The organism is Halorubrum tebenquichense DSM 14210 (genome assembly GCF_000337415.1).
Classification (GTDB): Archaea; Halobacteriota; Halobacteria; order Halobacteriales; family Haloferacaceae; genus Halorubrum; species Halorubrum tebenquichense.
In genome coordinates this window covers 14,134-33,269 of sequence record NZ_AOJD01000018.1, presented here as the reverse complement: position 1 = coordinate 33,269, position 19,136 = coordinate 14,134, and the positions used below count along the sequence as shown (strand labels likewise).

18 protein-coding genes are annotated in these 19,136 nt (G+C 69.3%); 12 read left to right on the top strand and 6 right to left on the bottom strand.

The genetic code is table 11. From position 1 onward, the window contains the following. The first annotated feature begins 197 nt into the window (after nt 1-197). The 3 genes from C472_RS01650 to C472_RS01640 all read left to right on the top strand — a co-directional run bounded on the left by C472_RS01650 (nt 198) and on the right by C472_RS01640 (nt 3,120). The gene (locus C472_RS01650) at nt 198-515 is read left to right on the top strand and encodes a DUF5785 family protein (protein WP_006628044.1); all 318 of its coding nucleotides are present in this window, start codon (nt 198-200) and stop codon (nt 513-515) included. Nucleotides 516-979: 464 nt separating this feature from the next. After that, nucleotides 980-2,077 (top strand): DUF1611 domain-containing protein, encoded by a 1,098-nt coding sequence (locus tag C472_RS01645; RefSeq protein WP_049906181.1) that lies wholly within the window; start codon nt 980-982, stop codon nt 2,075-2,077. Further along, a complete protein-coding gene (locus C472_RS01640) occupies nt 2,074-3,120 on the top strand; it encodes a dipeptide epimerase (protein WP_006628042.1) in 1,047 nt (348 codons plus the stop codon). Before C472_RS01645 ends, C472_RS01640 begins: the two co-directional genes overlap by 4 nt. A 36-nt stretch (nt 3,121-3,156) precedes the next feature. Here the strand turns inward: C472_RS01640 and C472_RS01635 are convergent, their stop codons facing one another. Together C472_RS01635 and C472_RS01630 are read right to left on the bottom strand one after the other, a co-directional pair. Further along, nucleotides 3,157-3,351, bottom strand: coding sequence for a hypothetical protein (locus C472_RS01635; RefSeq protein ID WP_152420576.1), 195 nt, complete (start codon nt 3,349-3,351; stop codon nt 3,157-3,159). Between the two features lie 130 nt (nt 3,352-3,481). Continuing rightward, nucleotides 3,482-4,369: a PspA/IM30 family protein gene (locus C472_RS01630; protein ID WP_006628040.1), complete on the bottom strand. Its 888-nt coding sequence runs from the start codon at nt 4,367-4,369 to the stop codon at nt 3,482-3,484. 210 nt (nt 4,370-4,579) lie between these two features. Between C472_RS01630 and C472_RS01625 the strand changes: the two genes are divergently transcribed. Then, on the top strand, nt 4,580-5,551 hold the full coding sequence (locus C472_RS01625) for a sugar phosphate isomerase/epimerase family protein (RefSeq protein ID WP_006628039.1): 972 nt from the start codon (nt 4,580-4,582) through the stop codon (nt 5,549-5,551). 12 nt (nt 5,552-5,563) lie between these two features. Continuing rightward, complete coding sequence (locus C472_RS01620; protein ID WP_049906178.1) at nt 5,564-6,715, top strand: Gfo/Idh/MocA family protein; 1,152 nt, start codon at nt 5,564-5,566, stop codon at nt 6,713-6,715. Nucleotides 6,716-6,826: 111 nt separating this feature from the next. Here the strand turns inward: C472_RS01620 and C472_RS17725 are convergent, their stop codons facing one another. Next, entirely contained in the window at nt 6,827-8,389 is a 1,563-nt protein-coding gene (locus C472_RS17725) for a hypothetical protein (RefSeq protein WP_241432942.1), read from the bottom strand. Nucleotides 8,390-8,417: 28 nt separating this feature from the next. Then, nucleotides 8,418-8,885: a type IV pilin gene (locus C472_RS01610; protein WP_006628036.1), complete on the bottom strand. Its 468-nt coding sequence runs from the start codon at nt 8,883-8,885 to the stop codon at nt 8,418-8,420. A gap of 211 nt (nt 8,886-9,096) precedes the next feature. On the opposite strand from C472_RS01610, the gene C472_RS01605 reads away from it, so the two are divergent. The 3 genes from C472_RS01605 to C472_RS01595 all read left to right on the top strand — a co-directional run bounded on the left by C472_RS01605 (nt 9,097) and on the right by C472_RS01595 (nt 12,715). Beyond that, entirely contained in the window at nt 9,097-9,717 is a 621-nt protein-coding gene (locus C472_RS01605; RefSeq protein WP_006628035.1) for a YIP1 family protein, read from the top strand. Between the two features lie 74 nt (nt 9,718-9,791). Beyond that, nucleotides 9,792-12,017, top strand: coding sequence for an OB-fold nucleic acid binding domain-containing protein (locus C472_RS01600; RefSeq protein WP_006628034.1), 2,226 nt, complete (start codon nt 9,792-9,794; stop codon nt 12,015-12,017). A gap of 116 nt (nt 12,018-12,133) precedes the next feature. Beyond that, entirely contained in the window at nt 12,134-12,715 is a 582-nt protein-coding gene (locus C472_RS01595) for a DoxX family protein (RefSeq protein ID WP_049906176.1), read from the top strand. A 47-nt stretch (nt 12,716-12,762) separates the two neighbouring features. Here C472_RS01595 and fer read toward each other — a convergent pair whose 3' ends face one another. Continuing rightward, nucleotides 12,763-13,419, bottom strand: a complete 657-nt coding sequence (gene fer, locus C472_RS01590; RefSeq protein WP_006628032.1) for a ferredoxin Fer — start codon at nt 13,417-13,419, stop codon at nt 12,763-12,765. Nucleotides 13,420-13,558: 139 nt separating this feature from the next. On the opposite strand from fer, the gene fen reads away from it, so the two are divergent. From fen to gcvPB, 4 genes are all read left to right on the top strand, one after another. Beyond that, nucleotides 13,559-14,536, top strand: a complete 978-nt coding sequence (gene fen / locus C472_RS01585; RefSeq protein WP_006628031.1) for a flap endonuclease-1 — start codon at nt 13,559-13,561, stop codon at nt 14,534-14,536. A 282-nt stretch (nt 14,537-14,818) separates the two neighbouring features. Next, the gene (gene gcvH / locus C472_RS01580) at nt 14,819-15,202 is read left to right on the top strand and encodes a glycine cleavage system protein GcvH (protein ID WP_006628030.1); all 384 of its coding nucleotides are present in this window, start codon (nt 14,819-14,821) and stop codon (nt 15,200-15,202) included. 72 nt (nt 15,203-15,274) lie between these two features. Further along, nucleotides 15,275-16,603, top strand: coding sequence for an aminomethyl-transferring glycine dehydrogenase subunit GcvPA (gene gcvPA / locus C472_RS01575; RefSeq protein WP_006628029.1), 1,329 nt, complete (start codon nt 15,275-15,277; stop codon nt 16,601-16,603). Continuing rightward, nucleotides 16,603-18,033 carry an aminomethyl-transferring glycine dehydrogenase subunit GcvPB gene (gene gcvPB, locus C472_RS01570; protein ID WP_006628028.1) on the top strand — a complete coding sequence of 477 codons (1,431 nt, stop codon included), beginning with the start codon at nt 16,603-16,605 and terminating at the stop codon, nt 18,031-18,033. The genes gcvPA and gcvPB overlap by 1 nt, the downstream gene beginning before the upstream one ends. Nucleotides 18,034-18,081: 48 nt before the next feature. On the opposite strand, the gene C472_RS01565 is transcribed toward gcvPB, so the two are convergent. Continuing rightward, nucleotides 18,082-18,924, bottom strand: a complete 843-nt coding sequence (locus tag C472_RS01565; protein WP_006628027.1) for a helix-turn-helix domain-containing protein — start codon at nt 18,922-18,924, stop codon at nt 18,082-18,084. Between the last annotated feature and the right edge of the window lie 212 nt (nt 18,925-19,136).

Here is a 19,136-nt window from a genome sequence, read left to right as displayed (position 1 = left end):
TGGCAAGATATCAGTCGTGATAGCTCGCGGGACAGACGCCGACCGAGCGTCACGTTCGACGGGTGATTTCGGGGTCGAACTGGACGTTCGAAAAGGGGCACATCGCGGTGCCGGCAGGGGTGGGTCGGGGTCGGGTCGAAGACGAGAGCGACCGCCCCATTCGAAACCACTATCCCCGATCCGGCGGATCGTTCGGTATGGACTGGCCACACGACCCCGACGGCGAGCAGGGGAGCGAGGGCATGCGGCAGTACGGCCACGCCGTGCTCGCGAAGAAGATCGACGAGGAGGAGGACTTCCCGCTCACGGCGGCGGAGTACGTCGAGCAGTACGGCGACCACCCGATCCGGATCGACTACGAGACGGTCGTCTCGGTCGAGGAGATCTTCGAGAACGTCGAGCAGGAGGAGTTCGCTGACTTCGTCGAGTTCCACCAGGAACTCGGCCGCGCGATGCGCGAGAACGGCTACTGGTTCTACGAGGGCGCGGAGCAGTTCGTCGACGGCAGCGCCTGATTACGAAGTTGCCTTTTGAACTGCGGTAGTTCGTGAATCCGCGGTCGATCGGGCGGACAGCTCTGATCTGACCGAGACAGTCGAATCCCCGGTCGCTCGGCTGTACGCTGCGGTGATCGCTGTTTATAAATCACCGACCGATACGAACACCGCCGAAGCCCCAGTCGCGAAGCGGGCGCACGCTCGGGGCGCTCCTCACTCGGTCGCTCCGCTTCCTCGTTGCGGTGCTGCCGTCGCCTGCGCCCGCTTCGCGACTGCCCCTTCGAATCCCGCCCCCGCCCCGCACAGCACCTCAGGCCTCCCCAGCCTCGCGGCTCACGGCTTCGCCGTTCGCCGCGTCCCTCGCGCGTGCGACTCGCGGCCTTCGGCCGCTCGTCGGCACGCGCCACCGCAATTCAGATCGGAGTATGATCGGCGGCCGACCACCCGACCGGTTTAAGAACGCCGGGGGCGAGCGATTCGGCATGGACACAGAGCGGATCGCGGTGCTGGCCCACGAGAAGTTCCCCGACCGCGCGAAGACGGCGCTCGGCGTGATGCGCTACGGCGACCAGGACGTTCGGGCGGTCCTCGACCGCGACCGCGCCGGCGACCGCGTTCGGGACCACGTCCCGGACGTGGCGGACGCGCCGGTCGTCGAGTCGTTCGCGGACGCGCACGCGGCCGCCGACGGCGATCTGGACGCCTTATATATCGGGATCGCGCCGATCGGGGGCGGCTTCGACGAGTCGTGGCGATCGGACGTCGAGGCCGCCATCGAGGCCGGCTGCGACGTGGTGAGCGGGCTTCACTACTTCCTGAACGAGGACGAGGAGCTGGCCGCGCTGGCCGCCGAACACGGCGTCGACCTCGTCGACGTCCGGCGACCGGACGACGATCTGACGGTCGCGACCGGGGCCTCGGCCGACGTGGACGCCGACGTGCTGCTCACGGTCGGGACCGACTGCTCGGTCGGGAAGATGACCGCCTCGCTGGAGATCGTCGCGGCCGCCCGGGAACGGGGAATCGACGCCGCGTTCGTCCCGACGGGACAGACCGGGATCATGATCGCCGGGTGGGGGAACCCGATCGACCGCGTGGTCTCCGACTTCGCCGCGGGCGCGGTCGAGGAGATGCTCGTCGCGGTCGGCGACGACCACGACCTCGTCGTCGTCGAGGGGCAGGGGAGCATCGTCCACCCCGCCTACTCGACGGTCACCTGCGGCATCCTCCACGGCGCGATGCCGGACGGACTCGTCCTCTGTCACGCCGCGGGCCGCGAGGTCGTCCACGGCTACGAGTCGTTCGAGCTGCCGCCGATCGCCGAGTACGTCGACCTCTACGAGGGGCTCGCGAATCCCGTCCACGAGGCGAGCGTCGTCGCCGGCGCGGTCAACACGAAGGACGTGGCCGACGACGAGGCGGCCGCGGACGCGGTCGCCGCGGTCGCCGAGGCGGCTGGCGTCCCCGCGGCCGATCCGGTGCGCCACGGCGCGGACGCAATCGTCGACGCCGCGGTCGACGCCGGACTCGGCGTGGACGAGGACGGGAAGGAGGACGACGAGGAGGCGGCCGGCGAATGAGCCTCGACGCCGACTTCGAGCGCGTCTCGATGCCCTTGGAGAACCCGTTCACCATCTCGCGGGGGACCCAGACGGAAGCAGAGAACGTGGTCGTCCGGGTGACCGACGAGGCGGGGATGACCGGCGTCGGCGGCGCGGCCCCCTCGTCGCACTACGGCGAGACCGCAGACACCGTCGAAGCGGTGCTGCCGGACCTGCTGGACGCGGTCGAGCGCGTCGGCGACCCCCACGCGCTCCACGCGGTCGAGTCCGAGCTGCGCGCGGTCGTCGAGGGGAACCCCGCGGCCCGCTGTGCCGTCTCGATCGCGGTCCACGACCTCGCGGCGAAGCGGCTCGGCGTCCCCCTCCACCGCCTGTGGGGGCTCGACCCGAGCGACGCGCCGAAGACGTCGTTCACGATCGGACTCGACGACACCGACCGCGTGCGCGAGAAGGCCGCCGACGCCGTCGAGGCCGGCCACTCGGTGTTGAAGATCAAGCTCGGCACCGACCGCGACCGGGAACTGGTCGACGCGGTCCGCGACGCCGCGCCCGACGCCCGCCTCCGCGTCGACGCGAACGAGGCGTGGACGCCGAAGGAGGCGGTGCGGAAGGCCGGGTGGCTCGCCGACCGCGACGTGGAGTTCGTCGAGCAGCCGGTTCCGGCGGAGAACCCCGAGGGCCTCCGGTACGTCTACGAGCGCTCCGAACTCCCGATCGCCGCCGACGAGTCCTGTGTGACCGCCGCGGACGTGCCCGCGATCGCCGACCGCTGTGACATCGCGAACCTGAAGCTGATGAAGACCGGCGGCCTGCTGGAGGCGCGCCGCGCGATCGCCGCCGCGCGGGCGCACGGCCTCGAAGTGATGTGCGGCTGTATGGTCGAGTCGAACGCCTCCATCGCGGCCGCCGCGCAGCTCGCGCCGCTCCTCGATTACGCCGACCTCGACGGGTCGCTGCTGCTCGCCGAGGACCCGTACGAGGGGATCGACCTACCGGACGGCGAAATACGGCTCGCCGAGCAGGACCGGGCGGGGACCGGCGCGCGTCCGCTCGGAGAGTAACAGCGGCGAGAACCGGCCGTCGCGGCGGGTTCTCGGTCAGTCGCTCCGCTCGAATCGCTCTCTCATCCGCCTCTCGTGGTACCTCTTGAATCCGTAGAGCACGATTCCGATACCCAACACGAACAGGCCGACCGGAACCCAGATCCAGGCGGCGCTCAGCAGGGCCAGAAGGAGGGGGATCGCGATCAGCAACCCACCGATCCAGATGAGGTGCTTGGGGACCATCGCCACCGGAAATTTCGCGTCCGATCGTATAATATCCCCGGCGAGAGCCAATCACCCCGCCGTATCAGCGGAGCCGAGCGCGAACGCCTCGTCGTTTTCCGACGGTGGCCGAGTCAGCGAAGCGAGACTCGACGCCTCAGTTCCGCTTCTCGTCGGCCTCGGACTCCGACTCCTCCAACTCGACGTCGAGCTCCTCGTCGAGGTTCGTCTCGGCGTCACCGTCGAGGTCGGCTTCGAGGTCGTCCGCGTTCATCTCGCTCTCGATGTCCTCCAGCTCGGCGTCTATCTCCTCGTCGGTCGCGCCGCCGTTGCCGTTCGCCGGCTCGCCCTTGCCGAGTTCGCCCTTGAGCGTCTCCAGTTCGGCGTCGACCTCGCTGTTCGTCGAGAGGCCCTCCAACTCGCGGTCGATGTCGTCCTTGTCGGAGAGCGCGTCCTCGAACGCGCCGGAGTCCTCCAGCTCGTCCATCGCCTCGGCGCGCGCCTCCATCTCCTCGGTGCGCTCCTCGGCGCGCTCGATGGAGCGGCTCACGTCCGACATCTCGTCGCCGACGCCGGTCATCGCCTCGGAGACGCGGGAGGAGGCCTCGGCGGCCTCGTAGCGGGCCTTCATCGTCTCCTTCTTCGTGCGGAACTCCTCGATGCGGTTCTGGAGCTTGTTCTTCTTCTCGACGAGCTGGTCCTGCGTGTCGTTGAGGTCCGCGATCTGCCCTTCCAGCTCCTCGATCTGGCTCATCTTCGACTTCTTCTTTTCGAGCGCCTTGCGCGCGAGGTCGTCGCGGTCCTGCTGGACCGCCTCGCGGGCCTGCCGGTTGTGCTTCTCGACGTTCTCTTCGAGCTTGCGCTTTTGAATCTCCAACCGCTTCTTCTGGGTCGTCAGGTCCGCGATCCCCTGTTTGACGTCTTGGAGTTCGTCGCGCATCTGTTCGTACGAGTAGTCGAGCGACTCGGTCGGGTCCTCGGCCCGATTGAGGAGGGCGTTCACCTTCGAGCGGATGACGTAGGAGGCGCGAGAGAGGATTCCCATATCACCGTGTACGCGTTCCACCCGTTAAAACCTCATGCGGTTCGCGACCGTGAGACGCACTCCGGGCCCGAGAGACGCGGGTCGCGGGAGGGGCGCTGCGCGCGCCGGGGACGGGGATCCGGCGGAACGACGCGCGGGCCGCCGCGGACGGGACCCGCCGTGGCGGCGCTTACCTGAACACTTATTCGGCGGGTCGATGTAGCCCGGCGCATGGACATCGGCGTCTTGACCGTTCCCCTCGGCGGCGAACGGATCGACGACGCGGCCGCGTACCTCGACGGGCTCGGCGTCGACGCCGTCGAACTCGGCGTCGGTGGGTGGCCCGGGCAGGACCACGCCGACCGCGAGACGCTCCTGGAGGACGAGGGGGCGCGCGAGGATCTCCGCGGAGTGCTCGACGACCGCGGGCTCCGGATCTCCGCGCTCGCGACGCACAACAACCCGCTTCACCCGGACGAGGAGCGGGCCGCGACCGCGGACCGCGAACTGCGCGAGGCGATCGAACTGGCCGACCTGCTCGGTGTCGGCACGGTGACGTGCTTTTCAGGGCTTCCCGCGGGCGCGCCCGGCGATTCGACGCCGAACTGGATCACGGCCCCGTGGCCGACCGAACACGCCGACGCGCTCGACTACCAGTGGGACGAGGTCGCGGTCCCGTACTGGTCGGACCTCGCCGAACACGCCGAGGACTGCGGCGTCGACGTCGCGATCGAAATGCATCCGAACATGCTGGTGTACGAGCCGACCGGCATGCTCGCGCTGCGCGAGGCGACGAACGAGCGGATCGGTGCCAACTTCGACCCCTCGCACCTCTACTGGCAGGGGATCGACGTTTGCGAGGCGATCCGCTTCCTCGGCGAGCACGACGCCATCCACCACGTCCACGCGAAGGACACGAAGGTGTACGAGTCCAACTCGCGAGTGAAGGGCGTCCTCGACACGACCGGGTACGCCGGCGAGTCGGACCGCTCGTGGCTGTTCCGCTCGATCGGCTACGGCCACGGGGAAGAGCACTGGAAAGAGGTGATCTCGACGCTCCGGATGGTCGGGTACGAGGGCGCGCTGTCGATCGAACACGAGGACTCGCTCACCTCCTCGCGCGAGGGGTTGGAGAAGGCGGTCGACGTGTTGGACCGCGCCGCCTTCGAGACCGAACCGGGCGACGCGTACTGGGCGGAGTGAGGGGATCCACACATGACACAGGAACCGCTGAAGGTCGGCGTGCTGGGGTATCGATTCATGGGCAGGGCGCACGCGAACGCGCTCGCGCGGCTCCCGATGTTCTTCCCGGACGCGCCCGAGGTCGAGCGGCACACGCTCGTCGGGCGCGACCGGGACGCCCTCGCGGGGGCGGCCGACCGGTTCGGCTTCGCGCACACCGCGACCGACTGGGAGGCGGCGATAGACGAGGTGGACGTCTTCTACAACCTCGGCCCGAACCACGTCCACGCGGAGCCGTCGATCGCGGCCCTCGAAGCGGGGGTCCCCGTCCTCTGTGAGAAGCCGCTCGCGCCGACACTGGAGGAGGCCGCGGCGATGCGCGACGCCGCGGCCGCGACCGGCGCGACCGCCGGTACCGCGTTCAACTACCGGTTCGTCCCCGCGATCCGGTACGCGAAGGGACTGATCGAAGACGGCGAACTCGGCGAGATCCGGCAGGTCCGCGGGCGGTACCTTCAGGACTGGCTCGTCGACCCGGAGGCCCCGTGGGCGTGGCGGATGGACGCCGACATGGCGGGATCCGGCGCGCTCGGCGACCTCGGCGCGCACACGATCGACCTCGCGAACTTCCTCGTGGGCGAGGAGGTCGGCGGGATCGACCGCGTCTCCGGGCAGTTGACGACGTTCGTCGACGAGCGGCCGGTGTACGTCGACGGCGACGCGGCGGGCGAAGCCGACGCCGAGGTCGCCGAGTACCGCGACGTGACGGTCGACGACGCCTACAGCGCGCAGGTCGCCTACGACTCGGGCGCGACCGGGACCTTCGAGGCCAGCCGGGTCGCCGAGGGGCACAAGAACGACCACGCGATCGCGGTCCACGGCTCGGAGGGGAGCGTGAAGTTCTCCTTGGAGCGGCTCAACGAACTGGAGGTGCTCCGCGAGGGGAACCGCGGCTACGAGACGGTGTTCGTCACCGAGGAGACGGACCCGTACGTCGACCGCTGGTGGCCCCCCGGCCACGTGATCGGGTGGGAACACACGTTCGTCCACGAGAACTACGAGTTCCTCTCGGCGGTCGCCGAGGGGAAGTCGTTCGAACCGTCGTTCGCGGACGGCTACGAGGTCCAGCAGGTACTCGCGGCGATCCAGCGGGCCGACAAACTCGGAGAGTGGGTCGAAATCTAATTCCCAGTTCTCCCGGCCCTGTCGAGATCAGCCGGAACTGATACCAACGTCGTACTAGATATGGAGGGCGGACACAACAGCAAGTGACCTTCCCTTCGGGCGTGGCTTCGTTCAGTCGTCAGTCGAGCGGTACCGATCAAGCAAGTACCCGATCCCACCTACTGCCATGAGCGTTTGTACGACACCGAATCCGGGCGCTTCGTCAGCGGCCACTCCACCTTGATCCGTGACTGCGTCGCCTTCCGAGGAGGTTTCACTACCCGTCCCGTTAACTTCCTCAGTTGGTTCTTCGGTTACGACGACGGAGTCTTCGATAGCCGTCCCGTTTATACGCAGGGTGAATTCTCCGGTCTCCTCGAAGACCGTCTCCAGTTCAACGGTTTCCGCGCTTTTTGAATCCACCTGAACCTCTGTTGTCTCAATTTCGGTCGTCTCACCTGCGGGTCCATCGACCGCGAAGGAGACCGTCGTCGATGAGTTAACGTCGGTTACGTTTTCTACGGTCACGCGTGCCGTCACGGTGTCTCCGACATACGCCTCGCTATCGGATTCTACGAGCGTCACGTGAAGTAGCTCAAAGTCAGCTTCGATCCGTTCTTTGTGGAACTCGGCTGCCTCCAACCTGTCTTCCCAGACTGGAGAGTGAGGTTGTCCCTCAAACGTTCTGAACGTGGCAGGGACATCGAGGTGGTCGTAAATTTTGCGGCTGGTTTCGAACCGGTCGTCAACTTGTAACGTCCCGAAACATTCCTCAACCACTTGATCGATCTCGTCGTCACCTCTGAACCGTTTGTGAATATAATTCTCAGGGTCGTCAGGGTCCTGATCTTCACCGCCGATCCACCGGAACTGCTCAATGTCCATCCACTCCTCCTTGTTGAATGCCTCGCCGGTGAGTTCTTCCAAATTTCCAGTTCCGATCGGCCATGGGACGGTTGTTCGATCGGGATCGCCATGAACTGGGACGTCGTCGGTGAGCTCAGTAAATGGCAGGAAGGCGTGCCCGTTCGCACCGGAAGAGTATGCGTTGATGTATTCCGGATGGAGTGGGGCGACCTTATCAATGAAATAGCCAGCAGACGATCCCCCATCGTAATGGATTCCATCCGAAATTGTATAGCTGCCAGTGTTCAGCCGGGATTTGGCATCCTCGATCATCGCGATGAATTGTCGGTCAACGCGCTCACGTTGAGGTTCAGAAATCTCAAAGTCCAGGGCTAACGTCAACTCCTGTGGTTCCAAGCCGAGGTGTCCGCGTGTTAGTGTGAGGGGAACACTCAGTACAGGGCAATTCGTCGCATCTGCAATGCGTCCCGTGATGCCGCGGTCAGGGTCCTTGGCCCCCGCAACTCGTTCTTCAAAGTCACCCCATGGATACGTTGTAACCACCAACGGTCGCACTTGGGAGTCGTTTAGAGACTCTTCGACAGAGGGGAAAGACGGCGTATAGAGGAAATACGGAGAGTGGAACCCGGCGTCGGGGTCTGCTTCGATCTTTTGAACCCCCGGCTCGGTTCCGTAACTGTTCACACCGGGTTCAGCGCCGTCAACTGCCTCAGTATCGTGAACTCCTTCAGCCAGAGTTCGTCCACTGAATCCGATGATGCCGGCTGTAGAAACCCCCGCCGTCTGGAGTATTCGCCGCCGCCTCGCTTCGATTTGCTGTGACTCCATTGGTGTCAGAGTTATCCGAAAATGCGAATCAGACGCCGACGCCGCCGCCCGGCGTGCTACCGCCGTTCTCCTCGCTCCACTCCTCGATCGCGGAGTCCTCGCCGTCGTAGCTGCCGAGCGTCTCGCGGGTGTCGAACGCGACCGGCTCCCAGACCACGTCGAAGTTCTCGTTGCCGGTGGTGTTGGGCACGGGGACCCGATCGCCCGGCCGGACCACGCCGTCGCCGGGCCACGCGCCGAACTGGACGTTGCCGTCCGGGTCCTCGCCGCGGACGTACAGCTCCTCGGCGGGGACGGGGTCGGGACCGAGCGCGACGACGACGAGCTCGCCGCCCTCCTGTTGCGCCTCGAACTCGGCGTCCGGCGGGGCGACGCCGTCGATGAGTCCGAACACCGCCGCGCCGACGATCGCTAACAGCAGCACGACGACCCCGACGAGCAGCCCCGTCCCCGCCAGCGGGGTGAACCCTCGCTCGTCGTCTCGGAACGCAGCCATTCGACCGTCAGTCAGACGGCACCGGTATAAGCGTTTACGCGCCGCGTATCAGCGCTGATAAGTTTGGAGGCGTCGAGGACGGTACCCGCCGGGCGGGCAGAGACCGGCGGAGCGAAACGAGCGACCCGAGACCATCGCCCGCGGGCCGACCGAGACGGACACCCGCGGACCGAACCGGAAACGGGTTATTCCGCGCGACCCAACTCCGACCGTGACGTCTCGGACAGGCGGTTCGACGGGCGGTCGCCCGCGCGGGCTGCGCGGCATCGCGCGCACCTGGGCCGAGGTGCTCGTTCGGCCGCGGCGAGCGTTCGCGAACTCGATCACGCCCGGCGATCAGGCCCCGGCGCTGACGTTCGCGGTCGCGGTCGTCGCGGCGTTCGCGTTCGGCCTGATCGCGACCGACCCCGGCGCGGTGCCGACCGTCGTCCCCTCGTCGCGGGCGCTGTCCGGACTGGTGGTCTTCGTCGTCGCGGTCGTGATCGGGACCCCCGTCGGCCTCCACCTGACCGGCGCGGTCGCGACGGTGTCGGTCGTGGTCGCGAGCCTCGAACTCGCGGGCGGGGTCGGGTTCCGCGACCGCGGCGGCGTGAGCGAGACGGTTCAGGCGGTCGCGTACGCCAGTTCGCCGATGGCGCTCGCGGGACCGGCGATACCCGAGCTGCGGGTCGCCTGCGGCGCGTACGCGTCGGTGCTGCTGTTCGTCGGACTCCGATCGGTACACGGGTTGGGAGCGCTCCGGACGGTCGTCGCCGCGCTCCCGCCGGCCGCGCTCGGCTACGGCGTGGGGTACCGCGTCGTCGCGGCGGCGCGGACGCTTTTCGCCGCGTGAGCCGCCGACGGCCCGCGCCGCCGCCAGCGGGCTTTCGACAACCGTTTTAGGCCCGAGACTCTCGGTGTATTCAAATGGGATCCTGTATCATTTGTGGCACCGACGTCGGGGGCGGTCGCGTCTGCGACTCGCACCAGGAAGACGTCGTGTTCGACTTCCGCGGCGACTCCCCGAACGGTCTCGTCCCGAGCCGGTTCTACCGAGGCGTCGTCGACGGGTACGCCGAGTTCGGCGTGTTCGTCGACCTCGCGCCGGGCGTCACCGGCCTGCTCCACCGCTCCGAGCTCGACCAGCGGCTCGACAGCCTCGACTGGGAGCCGGGCGACGAGGTGTTCGTCCAGGTGAAGGGCGTCCGCGACAACGGCAACGTCGACCTCGGCTGGTCGATCCGACAGGCCGACCGCGAGTTCCGCGGCGTCCTCGTCCAAGAGTCCTCCGGCGAGCGTCTCCCCGACGAGGAATCGGGGGACGACGAGACCGAAGAAGAGACCGAGACCGAGGAGCAGGCGGACGACGCCGAGGACGAAGACGCCGGCTCCGACGCCGAGGACGAAGACGCCGGCTCCGACGCCGACGAGAGTGGCGAGACTATCGAGGCCGACGACGAGGTTGACGGGTCTGTCGAAGCCGACGCCGACGAACCCGAGCCGACCGACGAGGGCGACGACGCGGAGCGCGTCGCGTCCGACCCCGACGAGTCCGCGGACGCCGGCGCGTCCGAGGAGGGCGCGGCCGAAACCGCAGACGAGGACGACGCGGAGGCCGTCGCCGCCGCGGACGAGGAGACCGACGAGGACCGCGAGCGCGCGACGATCACGACGCTCGGAGACGCGGTCGGCGAGTCCGTCCGGATCGAGGGCGAGGTCGTCGGCGTCCGCCAGACCGGCGGCCCGACGGTGTTCGAGGTCAGCGACGAGACGGGCGCGGTCGACGTGGCCGCGTTCGTCGAGCCGGGCGTCCGGGCGTACCCGGACGTCGAGGTGGGCGACGCGGTGCGGGTCGACGGCGAGGTCGAGAGCCACCGCGGCGACATCCAGGTCGAGTCAGACGCGCTCGTCCTCCTCGACGGGGAGGCGGCGGAGGCGGTCCGCCGGCGGATCGCCGACGCGCTCACCGACGAGGCGCGCCCAGAGGGGCTCCAGCCGCTCGCCGGCGACGAGACGGTCGCAGAACTCGCTGACGGCCTCCTCGACGCCGCGGAGGCGGTCCGCCGCGCGGTGCTGGAGTCGCGCCCCATCGTCGTCCGCCACCCGGCGACCGCCGACGGCTACGTCGCGGGCGCTGCGGTCGAGCGCGCGGTCCTCCCGCTGATCCGCGACGAGCACGCGAAGAGCGACGCCGAGTACCACTACTTCACCCGCCGCCCGCTCGACGAGCCGGTGTACGGGATGGACGCGGCGACCAACGACGCGACACGGATGCTCCAGGACCGCGACCGCCACGACGAGAAGCTCCCGCTGTTCCTGCTCGTCGGGGCCGGCTCGACGACCGAGTCCGCGGACGGCATCGACCTGCTGTCGGTGTACGGCGTCGACGCGGTCGTCGTCGACGCCGCGGTCGCCGACCCGGAGACCCGAGAGGCGGTCGACACGCTCGTCTCGCCGGAACTGACCGACGTCGGCGGCGACGAGACGCTCTCGACGGGCGCGCTCGTCGCCTCGCTCGCGTCGGCGATCAACGACGAGGTCCGCGCGGACCTCGAACACCTCCCCGCGGTGAGCTACTGGGCGGACGCCCCGGAGCGGTACGTGAACCTCGCGCGGGACGCGGGCTACGACGACGAGCGCGTCGCGGAGCTCCGCGAGGCGGTCGCGCTGGAGGCGTACTACCAGTCGTATCAGGACAAGCGCGAACTGATCGCTGATCTCCTGTTCTCGGACGGCGGCAACCTCGCGGCGCACGTCTCCGAGCAGTTCCGCGAGAAGCTGGAGACCGAGGTCGAGACAGCGGACGCGAACGTCGCCACGGAGGCGGTCGACGGCGTCGAGTTCGCGCTGCTCGACACCGACGGCTACACCCACCGCTACGACTTCCCGCCGACGCCGCTACTCCTCGACGACCTCCACCGCCGGCGCGCCGACGGCGAGCCGTTCGCGACGGTCGGCGTCGGCACCGACGAACTGTACGTCCGGACGACGGCCGACGTGTCGGTCCGCGACGTGGCCGAGCGCGCGGCCGAGCTCGCGCCGGCTGCCGACATCGCCACCGCGGGCGTCCGCGAGGGGAAAATCGAGTTCCTCTCGGGCGAGCGCGACGCCGTCGAGGACGCGGTCGTCGCCGCCGTCGCCGAGGCGTTCTGAGGACGCGCGGGATATTCGCCGTAGTTTTCCTTTCGATTCGTTTGAAAACTCCCGCGCATCGGATCGGTCGGTAGATTATTCTACTCGTGTGAGATTCTCTCACGTGGGTATCACCGATGGCTACACAACCGTCCGAACGGACGCTTCGCTCGGAACTGCTCGGGAGAGACGTGGAGTTCAACTACTCGGAGACGTGGCTGGCGTACTCGATGCTCGGACTCCGGATCGTGATGGCGTGGGTGTTCCTCCAGGCCGGGTTAGAGAAGCTGTTCGAGGGCGGTATCGGCGACCCGCTCGCGTGGAGCTCCGTGGGGTTCCTTCAGAACGCCATTGCCGAGGCGAACCCGTTGCGAGAGCTGTTCCTCTTTTTCGCCGACTTCGCGGCGATAATCGACCCGATGGTAGTGTTCGGGCAGATCCTGATCGGACTGGCGCTGCTGTTCGGCGTCTGCTTCCGGTTCGCCGCGCTGATGGGCGCGATCATGATGTCGCTGTTCTGGACCGCCGCGTGGCAGGGCGGACTGCTGGCGGGGTTCCCGGTGGACCACGGCTACTTCGTCGACAGCTCGCTCGTCTACATGCTGATCCTGTTCGGGCTGGGCGCGTGGGGTGCCGGCCGGATCGTCGGGGTCGATCGGGCGCTAGAGGAGACGGAACTGGTCAGGAACGCTCCGGGGCTGCGGTTCCTGCTCGGGTGACCGGACGCCGCGGACGGCGTCGCGACGTTTTCGACGCTCGCCCCGATTCAGCGGCGCGTGAACGGGCCGGGCGGCAGGATGAGGTCGTCGAGTTCGGGCCGCTGTTTCACGTTGAACACGACCGACAGCTCGTCTGTCAGCGGGTAGCCGTTACAGGAGAGGCGGAACCCCCGCTCGGCGAGGTCGTCGGGCATGATGTGGTCGGTCGGCTGCGAGAGCTTCCCCTCGGCGAGGTACACCGCGCAGTTCGCGCAGGCACCGCCGCGACACGAGAAGGGCCACGCGAAGCCGCTCCGCTCGGCCGCCTCCAGCAGGCTCTCGTCGGGGTGGACGAGCAGGCGGCCGTGGGCGTCGGGACCGAGGTCGGCGTGGGACGCCTTCCGGAACAGCTCGTCGTCGTCCAGCGACCAGCCGTAGTCGACGACGGCCTCGTAGTCGAGGAACTCGACGCGGGTGGACGTGGGCGTGTGTCCGTCCGCGTCCTCGGTGAGGTCGACGTCGGCCGGGTCGACCCCGTCGCCGCTCTCGTCCCCGTTCGCGTCCCGCTCCGACAGCTCCCGGTACGCCCGGCGGACGAGCTGGAACTCCTCGACCGAACCCCCCTGATCGGGGTGGGCGCGCTTCACTCGCTCGCGGTACGCCCGTTCGACCGTCTCGTCGTCGGCGTCCTCGTCGACGTCCAACACCTCGAACGGGGAGACCATCCGGTTACGCCACGTAGACGCGTGAGACACATAAACTGCCCAGAAGTCGGCAGGCGGATCATTCCGGCGAGAGTCGGCGAACGGACGGGCGGCCGCGGACCGGTCAGCGTTTAAGAGCGGCGCGCCCCAGAGACCGACAATGGGAAACGCCGACCTGCGCGATCTCGCGTCGATCCGGGACGTTCCCTTCGCGGAGATCGAGGGGAGCGTCGTCGCCGTCGACGCGCACAACTGGCTGTACCGCTACCTCACGACGACGGTCAAGTGGACGGCCGACGAGAAGTACACCACCGCGGACGGCGTCGAGGTCGCCAACCTGATCGGCGTGGTACAGGGGCTCCCGAAGTTCTTCGAGCACGACCTGGTCCCGGTGATGGTGTTCGACGGGGCCGTCACCGACCTGAAGGCCGACGAGGTCGCCGAGCGGCGCGAGAAGCGCGAGCGGGCGGAGGAGCGCCGGGCCGCCGCGGAGGAGCGCGGCGACGCGGTCGAGGCGGCTCGGCTGGAGGCCCGCACGCAGCGGCTCACCGACACGATACAGGAGACCACGCGGGAGCTGCTCCGCCTGCTCGACGTGCCGATCGTCGAGGCCCCCGCGGAGGGGGAGGCGCAGTGCGCGCACATGGCCGCGACCGGGACGGCCGACCACGCCGGCAGCGAGGACTACGACGCTCTGCTGTTCGGCGCGCCCACCACGCTCCGCCAGCTGACGAGCAAGGGCGACCCGGAGCTGATGGATCTGGCGGCGACGCTGTCCGACCTCGACCTCGACAGACAGGGGCTCGTCGACGCCGCGATGCTCTGCGGCACGGACTTCAACGAGGGGGTCAGGGGGATCGGCCCGAAGACCGCGGTGACGGCGGTCAGGGAACACGGCGACCTGTGGGGCGTCCTCGACGCGCGCGACGCCGAGATCCCGAACGCCGAGGCGATCCGCGAGCTGTTCATGGACCCGCCCGCGGCTGACGTCGCGGTCGACGCGGACGTGAACCCGGACGTCGAGGCCGCCCGCGCGTACGTCGTCGACGAGTGGGGGGTCGACGGCGACGAGGTGGAGCGCGGGTTCGAGCGCATCGCGGAGTCGCAGGTCCAGACCGGGTTGGACCGCTGGACCTGAGGAGGCGGGCGCGAACGGTGGGGCCCGCGGAGCCGGGCGCGACGGACCGGTCTGCCTGAGCGGGCGCGACGGACCGGACCGCGACCGGTGTCCGCCGGCTCGACCGCCGCGAACACACCTTTTATTTCCTCGTCGCGGGAAGGGTGACACACACGTGTCGCGGACCGCCTTTCGATCGCGGACGACGCCCGTGACCGGCCGGGAGATCGTATCTCCCGCCGATCCCGACGGCGCGGCGCTCCCGCGGACCGAGCCCCGAGCGGGCCGCGACGACCCTGACCAATGAGCTTCGACGTTCCCGACGACAGACGGTACTTGGAATCGCACGAGTGGGCGACGACCGGCGGAGACCCCGTTCGGATCGGCGTCTCCGACTTCGCGCAGGACGAACTGGGCGACGTGGTGTTCGTCGAACTCCCCGAGGTCGGCGACGAGGTCGTCGCCGGCGAGGCGTTCGGCGTCGTCGAGTCGATCAAGGCCGTCTCGGACCTGTACGCCCCCGCCTCGGGCGAGGTCGTCGCGGTCAACGAGGCGCTGTTCGACCGCCCGGAGCTCGTCAACGAGGACCCGTACGGCGACGGGTGGATGCTCGAAGTCGCCCCCGCAGAGGGCGGCGAGGCGGACGGACTGCTCGACGCCGACGAGTACGACGATCAGATCGCCTGATCCGACCATGAACGCGACACTTTCAGGCGGACGACGTGGCACCGGACGGGCGGGCGACGCCGGGGTGGGCCGATGAGCCGGGCGGAGGGCACGCCGTACGCGCCCCACACCGACGAGGAGACCGCGGCGATGCTGGCGGCGATCGGCGTCGACGACGAGGAGGACCTGTTCGATATCCCCGACGCCGTCGCGTTCGACGGCGACTTCGGCATCGAGCCGCGCACCGAACGCGAGATCCGCGACGAGTGCGCCCGTATCTTGAACCGCAACGACGACCTCACGGAGTTCCTCGGGCGGGGCCACTACGGGCACTACGTGCCGAGCGTCGTCGACCACCTCGCCGACCGCACGGAGTTCCTCACGAGCTACACCCAGTACCAGCCCGAGGTGTCACAGGGGTTCCTCCAGGCGCTCTTCGAGTACCAGTCGATGCTGGTGGAGCTGACCGGCCTCGACGTGGCGAACTGCTCGATGTACGACGCCGCGACCGCGCTCGGCGAGGCCGCGACCCTCGCGGACCGCGTCCGGTCGACCTCGGGGGACGTGGTCCTCGTCCCCGAACGGCTCCGGGAGGGGAAACGCGCAGTGCTGTCGAACTACTGCGCGGGCGCGGACCTGACCGTCGAGGAGTACCCGATGGCCGACGGGACCGCCGACGTCGACGCGCTCGCGGAGCGCGCCGGCGAGGACGCGGTGATGGTGTACGCGGAGAGCCCGACCGTCCGCGGCTGTATCGAGGAGCGGCTCGCCGCGATCGGCGACCTCGCCGACGAGACGGACGCGCTGTTCGCGCTCGGCTCGGACGTGGTCGCGCTGTCGGTGCTGGAGTCGCCGGCGGCCGTCGGAGCCGACGTGGTCGTCGGCGAGGCCGGCGCGCTCGGCCTGCCGACCGCCTACGGCATGGGATTGGGGATCTTCGCCTGTCGCGACGACTTCCTGCGGCAGGTGCCCGGGCGGCTGGTCGGTGCGAGCGAAGACGCGAACGGCGACAGGGCGTACACGCTGACGCTCCAGACCCGCGAACAGCACATCCGCAAGGAGCGCGCCACCTCGAACATCTGCACGAACCAGGCGTGGGTCGCGCTCCGCGCGGCGATCCACGCGGCGACGCTCGGGCCGGACGGCCTCGTCGACCTCGCGAACGACTGCGTGCGCGAGGCGGAGTCGCTCGCGGCGCGGATCGACGACCTCTCGGGCGCGGCCGCGCCCGTCCACGACCGCCACCACTTCCGGGAGTTCGCGGTGCGCGTCGACCAGCCCGCGGCGGCCGTCGCGGAGGACTTGGAGGCGGAGGGGTTCGCGGTCCACGCGATCGACGACCACCTGCTTCAGGTGTGCGTCACCGACCTCAACGCGGGGAAGACGGACGGACTCGTCGCGGCCTTCGAGGAGGTGCTCTGATGATCCACGACCAAGCGAACTACGAGCGCGACGGCGAGGGGGTCCGGGAGCCGCTGCTCTCGGAGAAGGGTGAGGAGACGGTCGACGTGCGCGAGGACTCGCCGCTCCCCGACGACCTGACGCGGGAGGAGCTGACGCTCCCGAACCCGTCGGAGCCGGAGACGGCGCGCCACTACACCCGGCTCTCGCAGATGAACTGGTCGATCGACTCCGGCCCGTACCCGCTGGGGAGCTGTACGATGAAGTACAACCCCAAGTTCACCGAGGACGTCGCCGCCGACCCGAACGCGGCCGTCCACCCCGACCGCTCCGCGCGCTCGGCGCAGGGGATCTTGGAGCTCCAGTACCGGCTTCAGGAGGCGCTCGCGGACATCGGCGGGATGGACGCGGTCACCCTCCAGCCGCCCGCGGGCGCGGCCGGCGAGCTGACGGGGATCCTCGTCGCGAAGGCGTACCACGAGCACCACGGCAACGACCGCTCGGAGGTCGTGATCCCGGCGTCGGCCCACGGGACGAACTTCGCGACCGCCGCGACCGCCGGCTACGACGTGGTCGAGCTCCCGTCCGGCGAGGACGGGCGCGTCGACCTGGAGGCGCTGGAGGCGGCCGTCGGCGACGACACCGCCGCGCTCATGCTCACGAATCCGAACACGGTCGGGCTCTTCGAGCGCGACATCACCGAGATCGCCGAGGTCGTCCACGACGCGGGCGGCCTGCTCTACTACGACGGCGCGAACCTCAACGCGCTCCTCGGCCGGGGGCGGCCCGGCGACATGGGGTTCGACGTGATGCACTACAACGTCCACAAGACGTTCGCCACCCCGCACGGCGGCGGCGGGCCGGGTGCCGGGCCGGTCGGCGTCGTCGACGAGCTGGCCCCGTTCCTCCCGACGCCGCGGGTCCGCGAGGCCGACGAGAGGTCGGGCTACGAGCGGTTCGAGCCCGACCACACTATCGGCAAGGTCCACGGCTTCGCCGGCAACTGGCTCGTGTTGATCAAGGCGTACGCGTACATCGCCCGGCTCGGCGACGAGGGACTCGCCGACGCCGCCGCGAAGGCCGTCCTCAACGCGAACTACCTCGCGGAACGGCTCGACCTCGACGTACCCTTCGGCCCGTTCCACCACGAGTTCGCGGCGACCGCGGGCGACCGCGACGCCGCCGACGTGGCGAAGCGCATGCTCGATTTCGGCGTCCACCCGCCGACGACGAAGTGGCCGGAGATGGTGCCGGAGGCGATGTTGACGGAGCCGACCGAGATCGAGGGGCAGTCGTCGCTCGACGACCTCGCCGAGGCGTTCAACCTCGCGTACGCCGACACCGACGAGGCGCTCGACTCGGCCCCGAACCGGACCGCCGCCGCCCGGATCGACCAGGTCGGTGCCGCGCGGAACCCGCGGCTCTCGTGGCAGGCGCTCGACGAGGAGTAGGTGTCGACGGGGAGTAGGGCGCTCGACCGCCGAAGGGGACCGACCGGGTCAGGGTTCGGTCGCGGCGGAGCGCATCGGCTCCTCGCCGTCGGCGTCGACGCCGTCGAACTCGGTCGCGTCGCGGTCGTCGTCGGTGGCGTCGAGGGAGCGTTCCTCGGCGTCGAGGCCGGCGGGGGTCGTGGCGTCTCCGGCCTCCGCCGTCGCGTCGAACGGTCCCGCGCAGTCCACGAACCGCCGCATCACGCGCCCCTCGGCGCGGTGGAGCGTCTCGCTACAGGTCGACTTCGCGATGTCGTTCGCCTCGGCCAGCTCCGTGAGCGTACAGCGGCGCGGCGTGTCGTAGTACCCCGACCGGACCGCCTCGAAGACGAGTTCGCGCTGCGCCTCCGTGAGCGTCCGGTCCGGGTCGTCGCCGCCGGTCGCAGCGACACCGACCGTCACCCCGTCGCCCGCGAGCCGCCGGCCGAACGCCTCGATCCGGTCCCGGTCGCCGACGACCGTCACGGCCGCGCGGCCGTCGACGACCTCGACCGTCGACTCGATCGGCAGGCCGACCGCCCGCGCCGCGGGGAGGTACGCGGGCCTGCGACCGACCACGCGGAGCGTGCGGACCTCGCCGCGGCGCGCGACGACCCGTTGGCGGACGACGCGGTCGTGGTCGTCGAGCGCGTCTTCGACCCGATCCCTGTCGGTGCCGGCGACGCGGACGGTCGCGACCGCCTCGGCGTCCGCGCCGCTCTCGGTCGGATCGTCGGGGAGGGAGACGGAGGGGCCCTCCCCGTCGACCGACATGGTCTCGTCGACCCGGAGCGTCGCCGACGGGACGCGCCGGGAGACGTCGCCGAGCCACGAGCCGGTCGGGAGGTCCAACCGCAGTGCGGTCCGACTCATCGCTTCCACCCCGATTCGCCAGGCGGACCGGCCGCCCCGACGGTCGCTGGTACACGCATCTCCCCTGAGCGTACGGACGCGGTCCCCGTCGGCGTGCCCCTTCATACGTTTCGAACCTAAGTACCCGCGCGCCGGTTCGGGGGCGGACCGCCGGGACCGCAGCAGCGATCGGTCCGGGCAGACCGCCGGGACCGCAGCAGCGATCGGTCCGG

Bases quoted from the DNA above. Each gene is read 5' to 3' on its own strand.
- C472_RS01650 (WP_006628044.1), top strand. From the start codon at position 198: ATGGACTGGCCACACGACCCCGACGGCGAGCAGGGGAGCGAGGGCATG.
- C472_RS01645 (WP_049906181.1), top strand. From the start codon at position 980: ATGGACACAGAGCGGATCGCGGTGCTGGCCCACGAGAAGTTCCCCGAC.
- C472_RS01640 (WP_006628042.1), top strand. From the start codon at position 2,074: ATGAGCCTCGACGCCGACTTCGAGCGCGTCTCGATGCCCTTGGAGAAC.
- C472_RS01630 (WP_006628040.1), bottom strand. From the start codon at position 4,369: ATGGGAATCCTCTCTCGCGCCTCCTACGTCATCCGCTCGAAGGTGAAC.
- C472_RS01625 (WP_006628039.1), top strand. From the start codon at position 4,580: ATGGACATCGGCGTCTTGACCGTTCCCCTCGGCGGCGAACGGATCGAC.
- C472_RS01620 (WP_049906178.1), top strand. From the start codon at position 5,564: ATGACACAGGAACCGCTGAAGGTCGGCGTGCTGGGGTATCGATTCATG.
- C472_RS17725 (WP_241432942.1), bottom strand. From the start codon at position 8,389: ATGGAGTCACAGCAAATCGAAGCGAGGCGGCGGCGAATACTCCAGACG.
- C472_RS01610 (WP_006628036.1), bottom strand. From the start codon at position 8,885: ATGGCTGCGTTCCGAGACGACGAGCGAGGGTTCACCCCGCTGGCGGGG.
- C472_RS01600 (WP_006628034.1), top strand. From the start codon at position 9,792: ATGGGATCCTGTATCATTTGTGGCACCGACGTCGGGGGCGGTCGCGTC.
- C472_RS01595 (WP_049906176.1), top strand. From the start codon at position 12,134: ATGGCTACACAACCGTCCGAACGGACGCTTCGCTCGGAACTGCTCGGG.
- fer (WP_006628032.1), bottom strand. From the start codon at position 13,419: ATGGTCTCCCCGTTCGAGGTGTTGGACGTCGACGAGGACGCCGACGAC.
- fen (WP_006628031.1), top strand. From the start codon at position 13,559: ATGGGAAACGCCGACCTGCGCGATCTCGCGTCGATCCGGGACGTTCCC.
- gcvH (WP_006628030.1), top strand. From the start codon at position 14,819: ATGAGCTTCGACGTTCCCGACGACAGACGGTACTTGGAATCGCACGAG.
- gcvPA (WP_006628029.1), top strand. From the start codon at position 15,275: ATGAGCCGGGCGGAGGGCACGCCGTACGCGCCCCACACCGACGAGGAG.
- gcvPB (WP_006628028.1), top strand. From the start codon at position 16,603: ATGATCCACGACCAAGCGAACTACGAGCGCGACGGCGAGGGGGTCCGG.
- C472_RS01565 (WP_006628027.1), bottom strand. From the start codon at position 18,924: ATGAGTCGGACCGCACTGCGGTTGGACCTCCCGACCGGCTCGTGGCTC.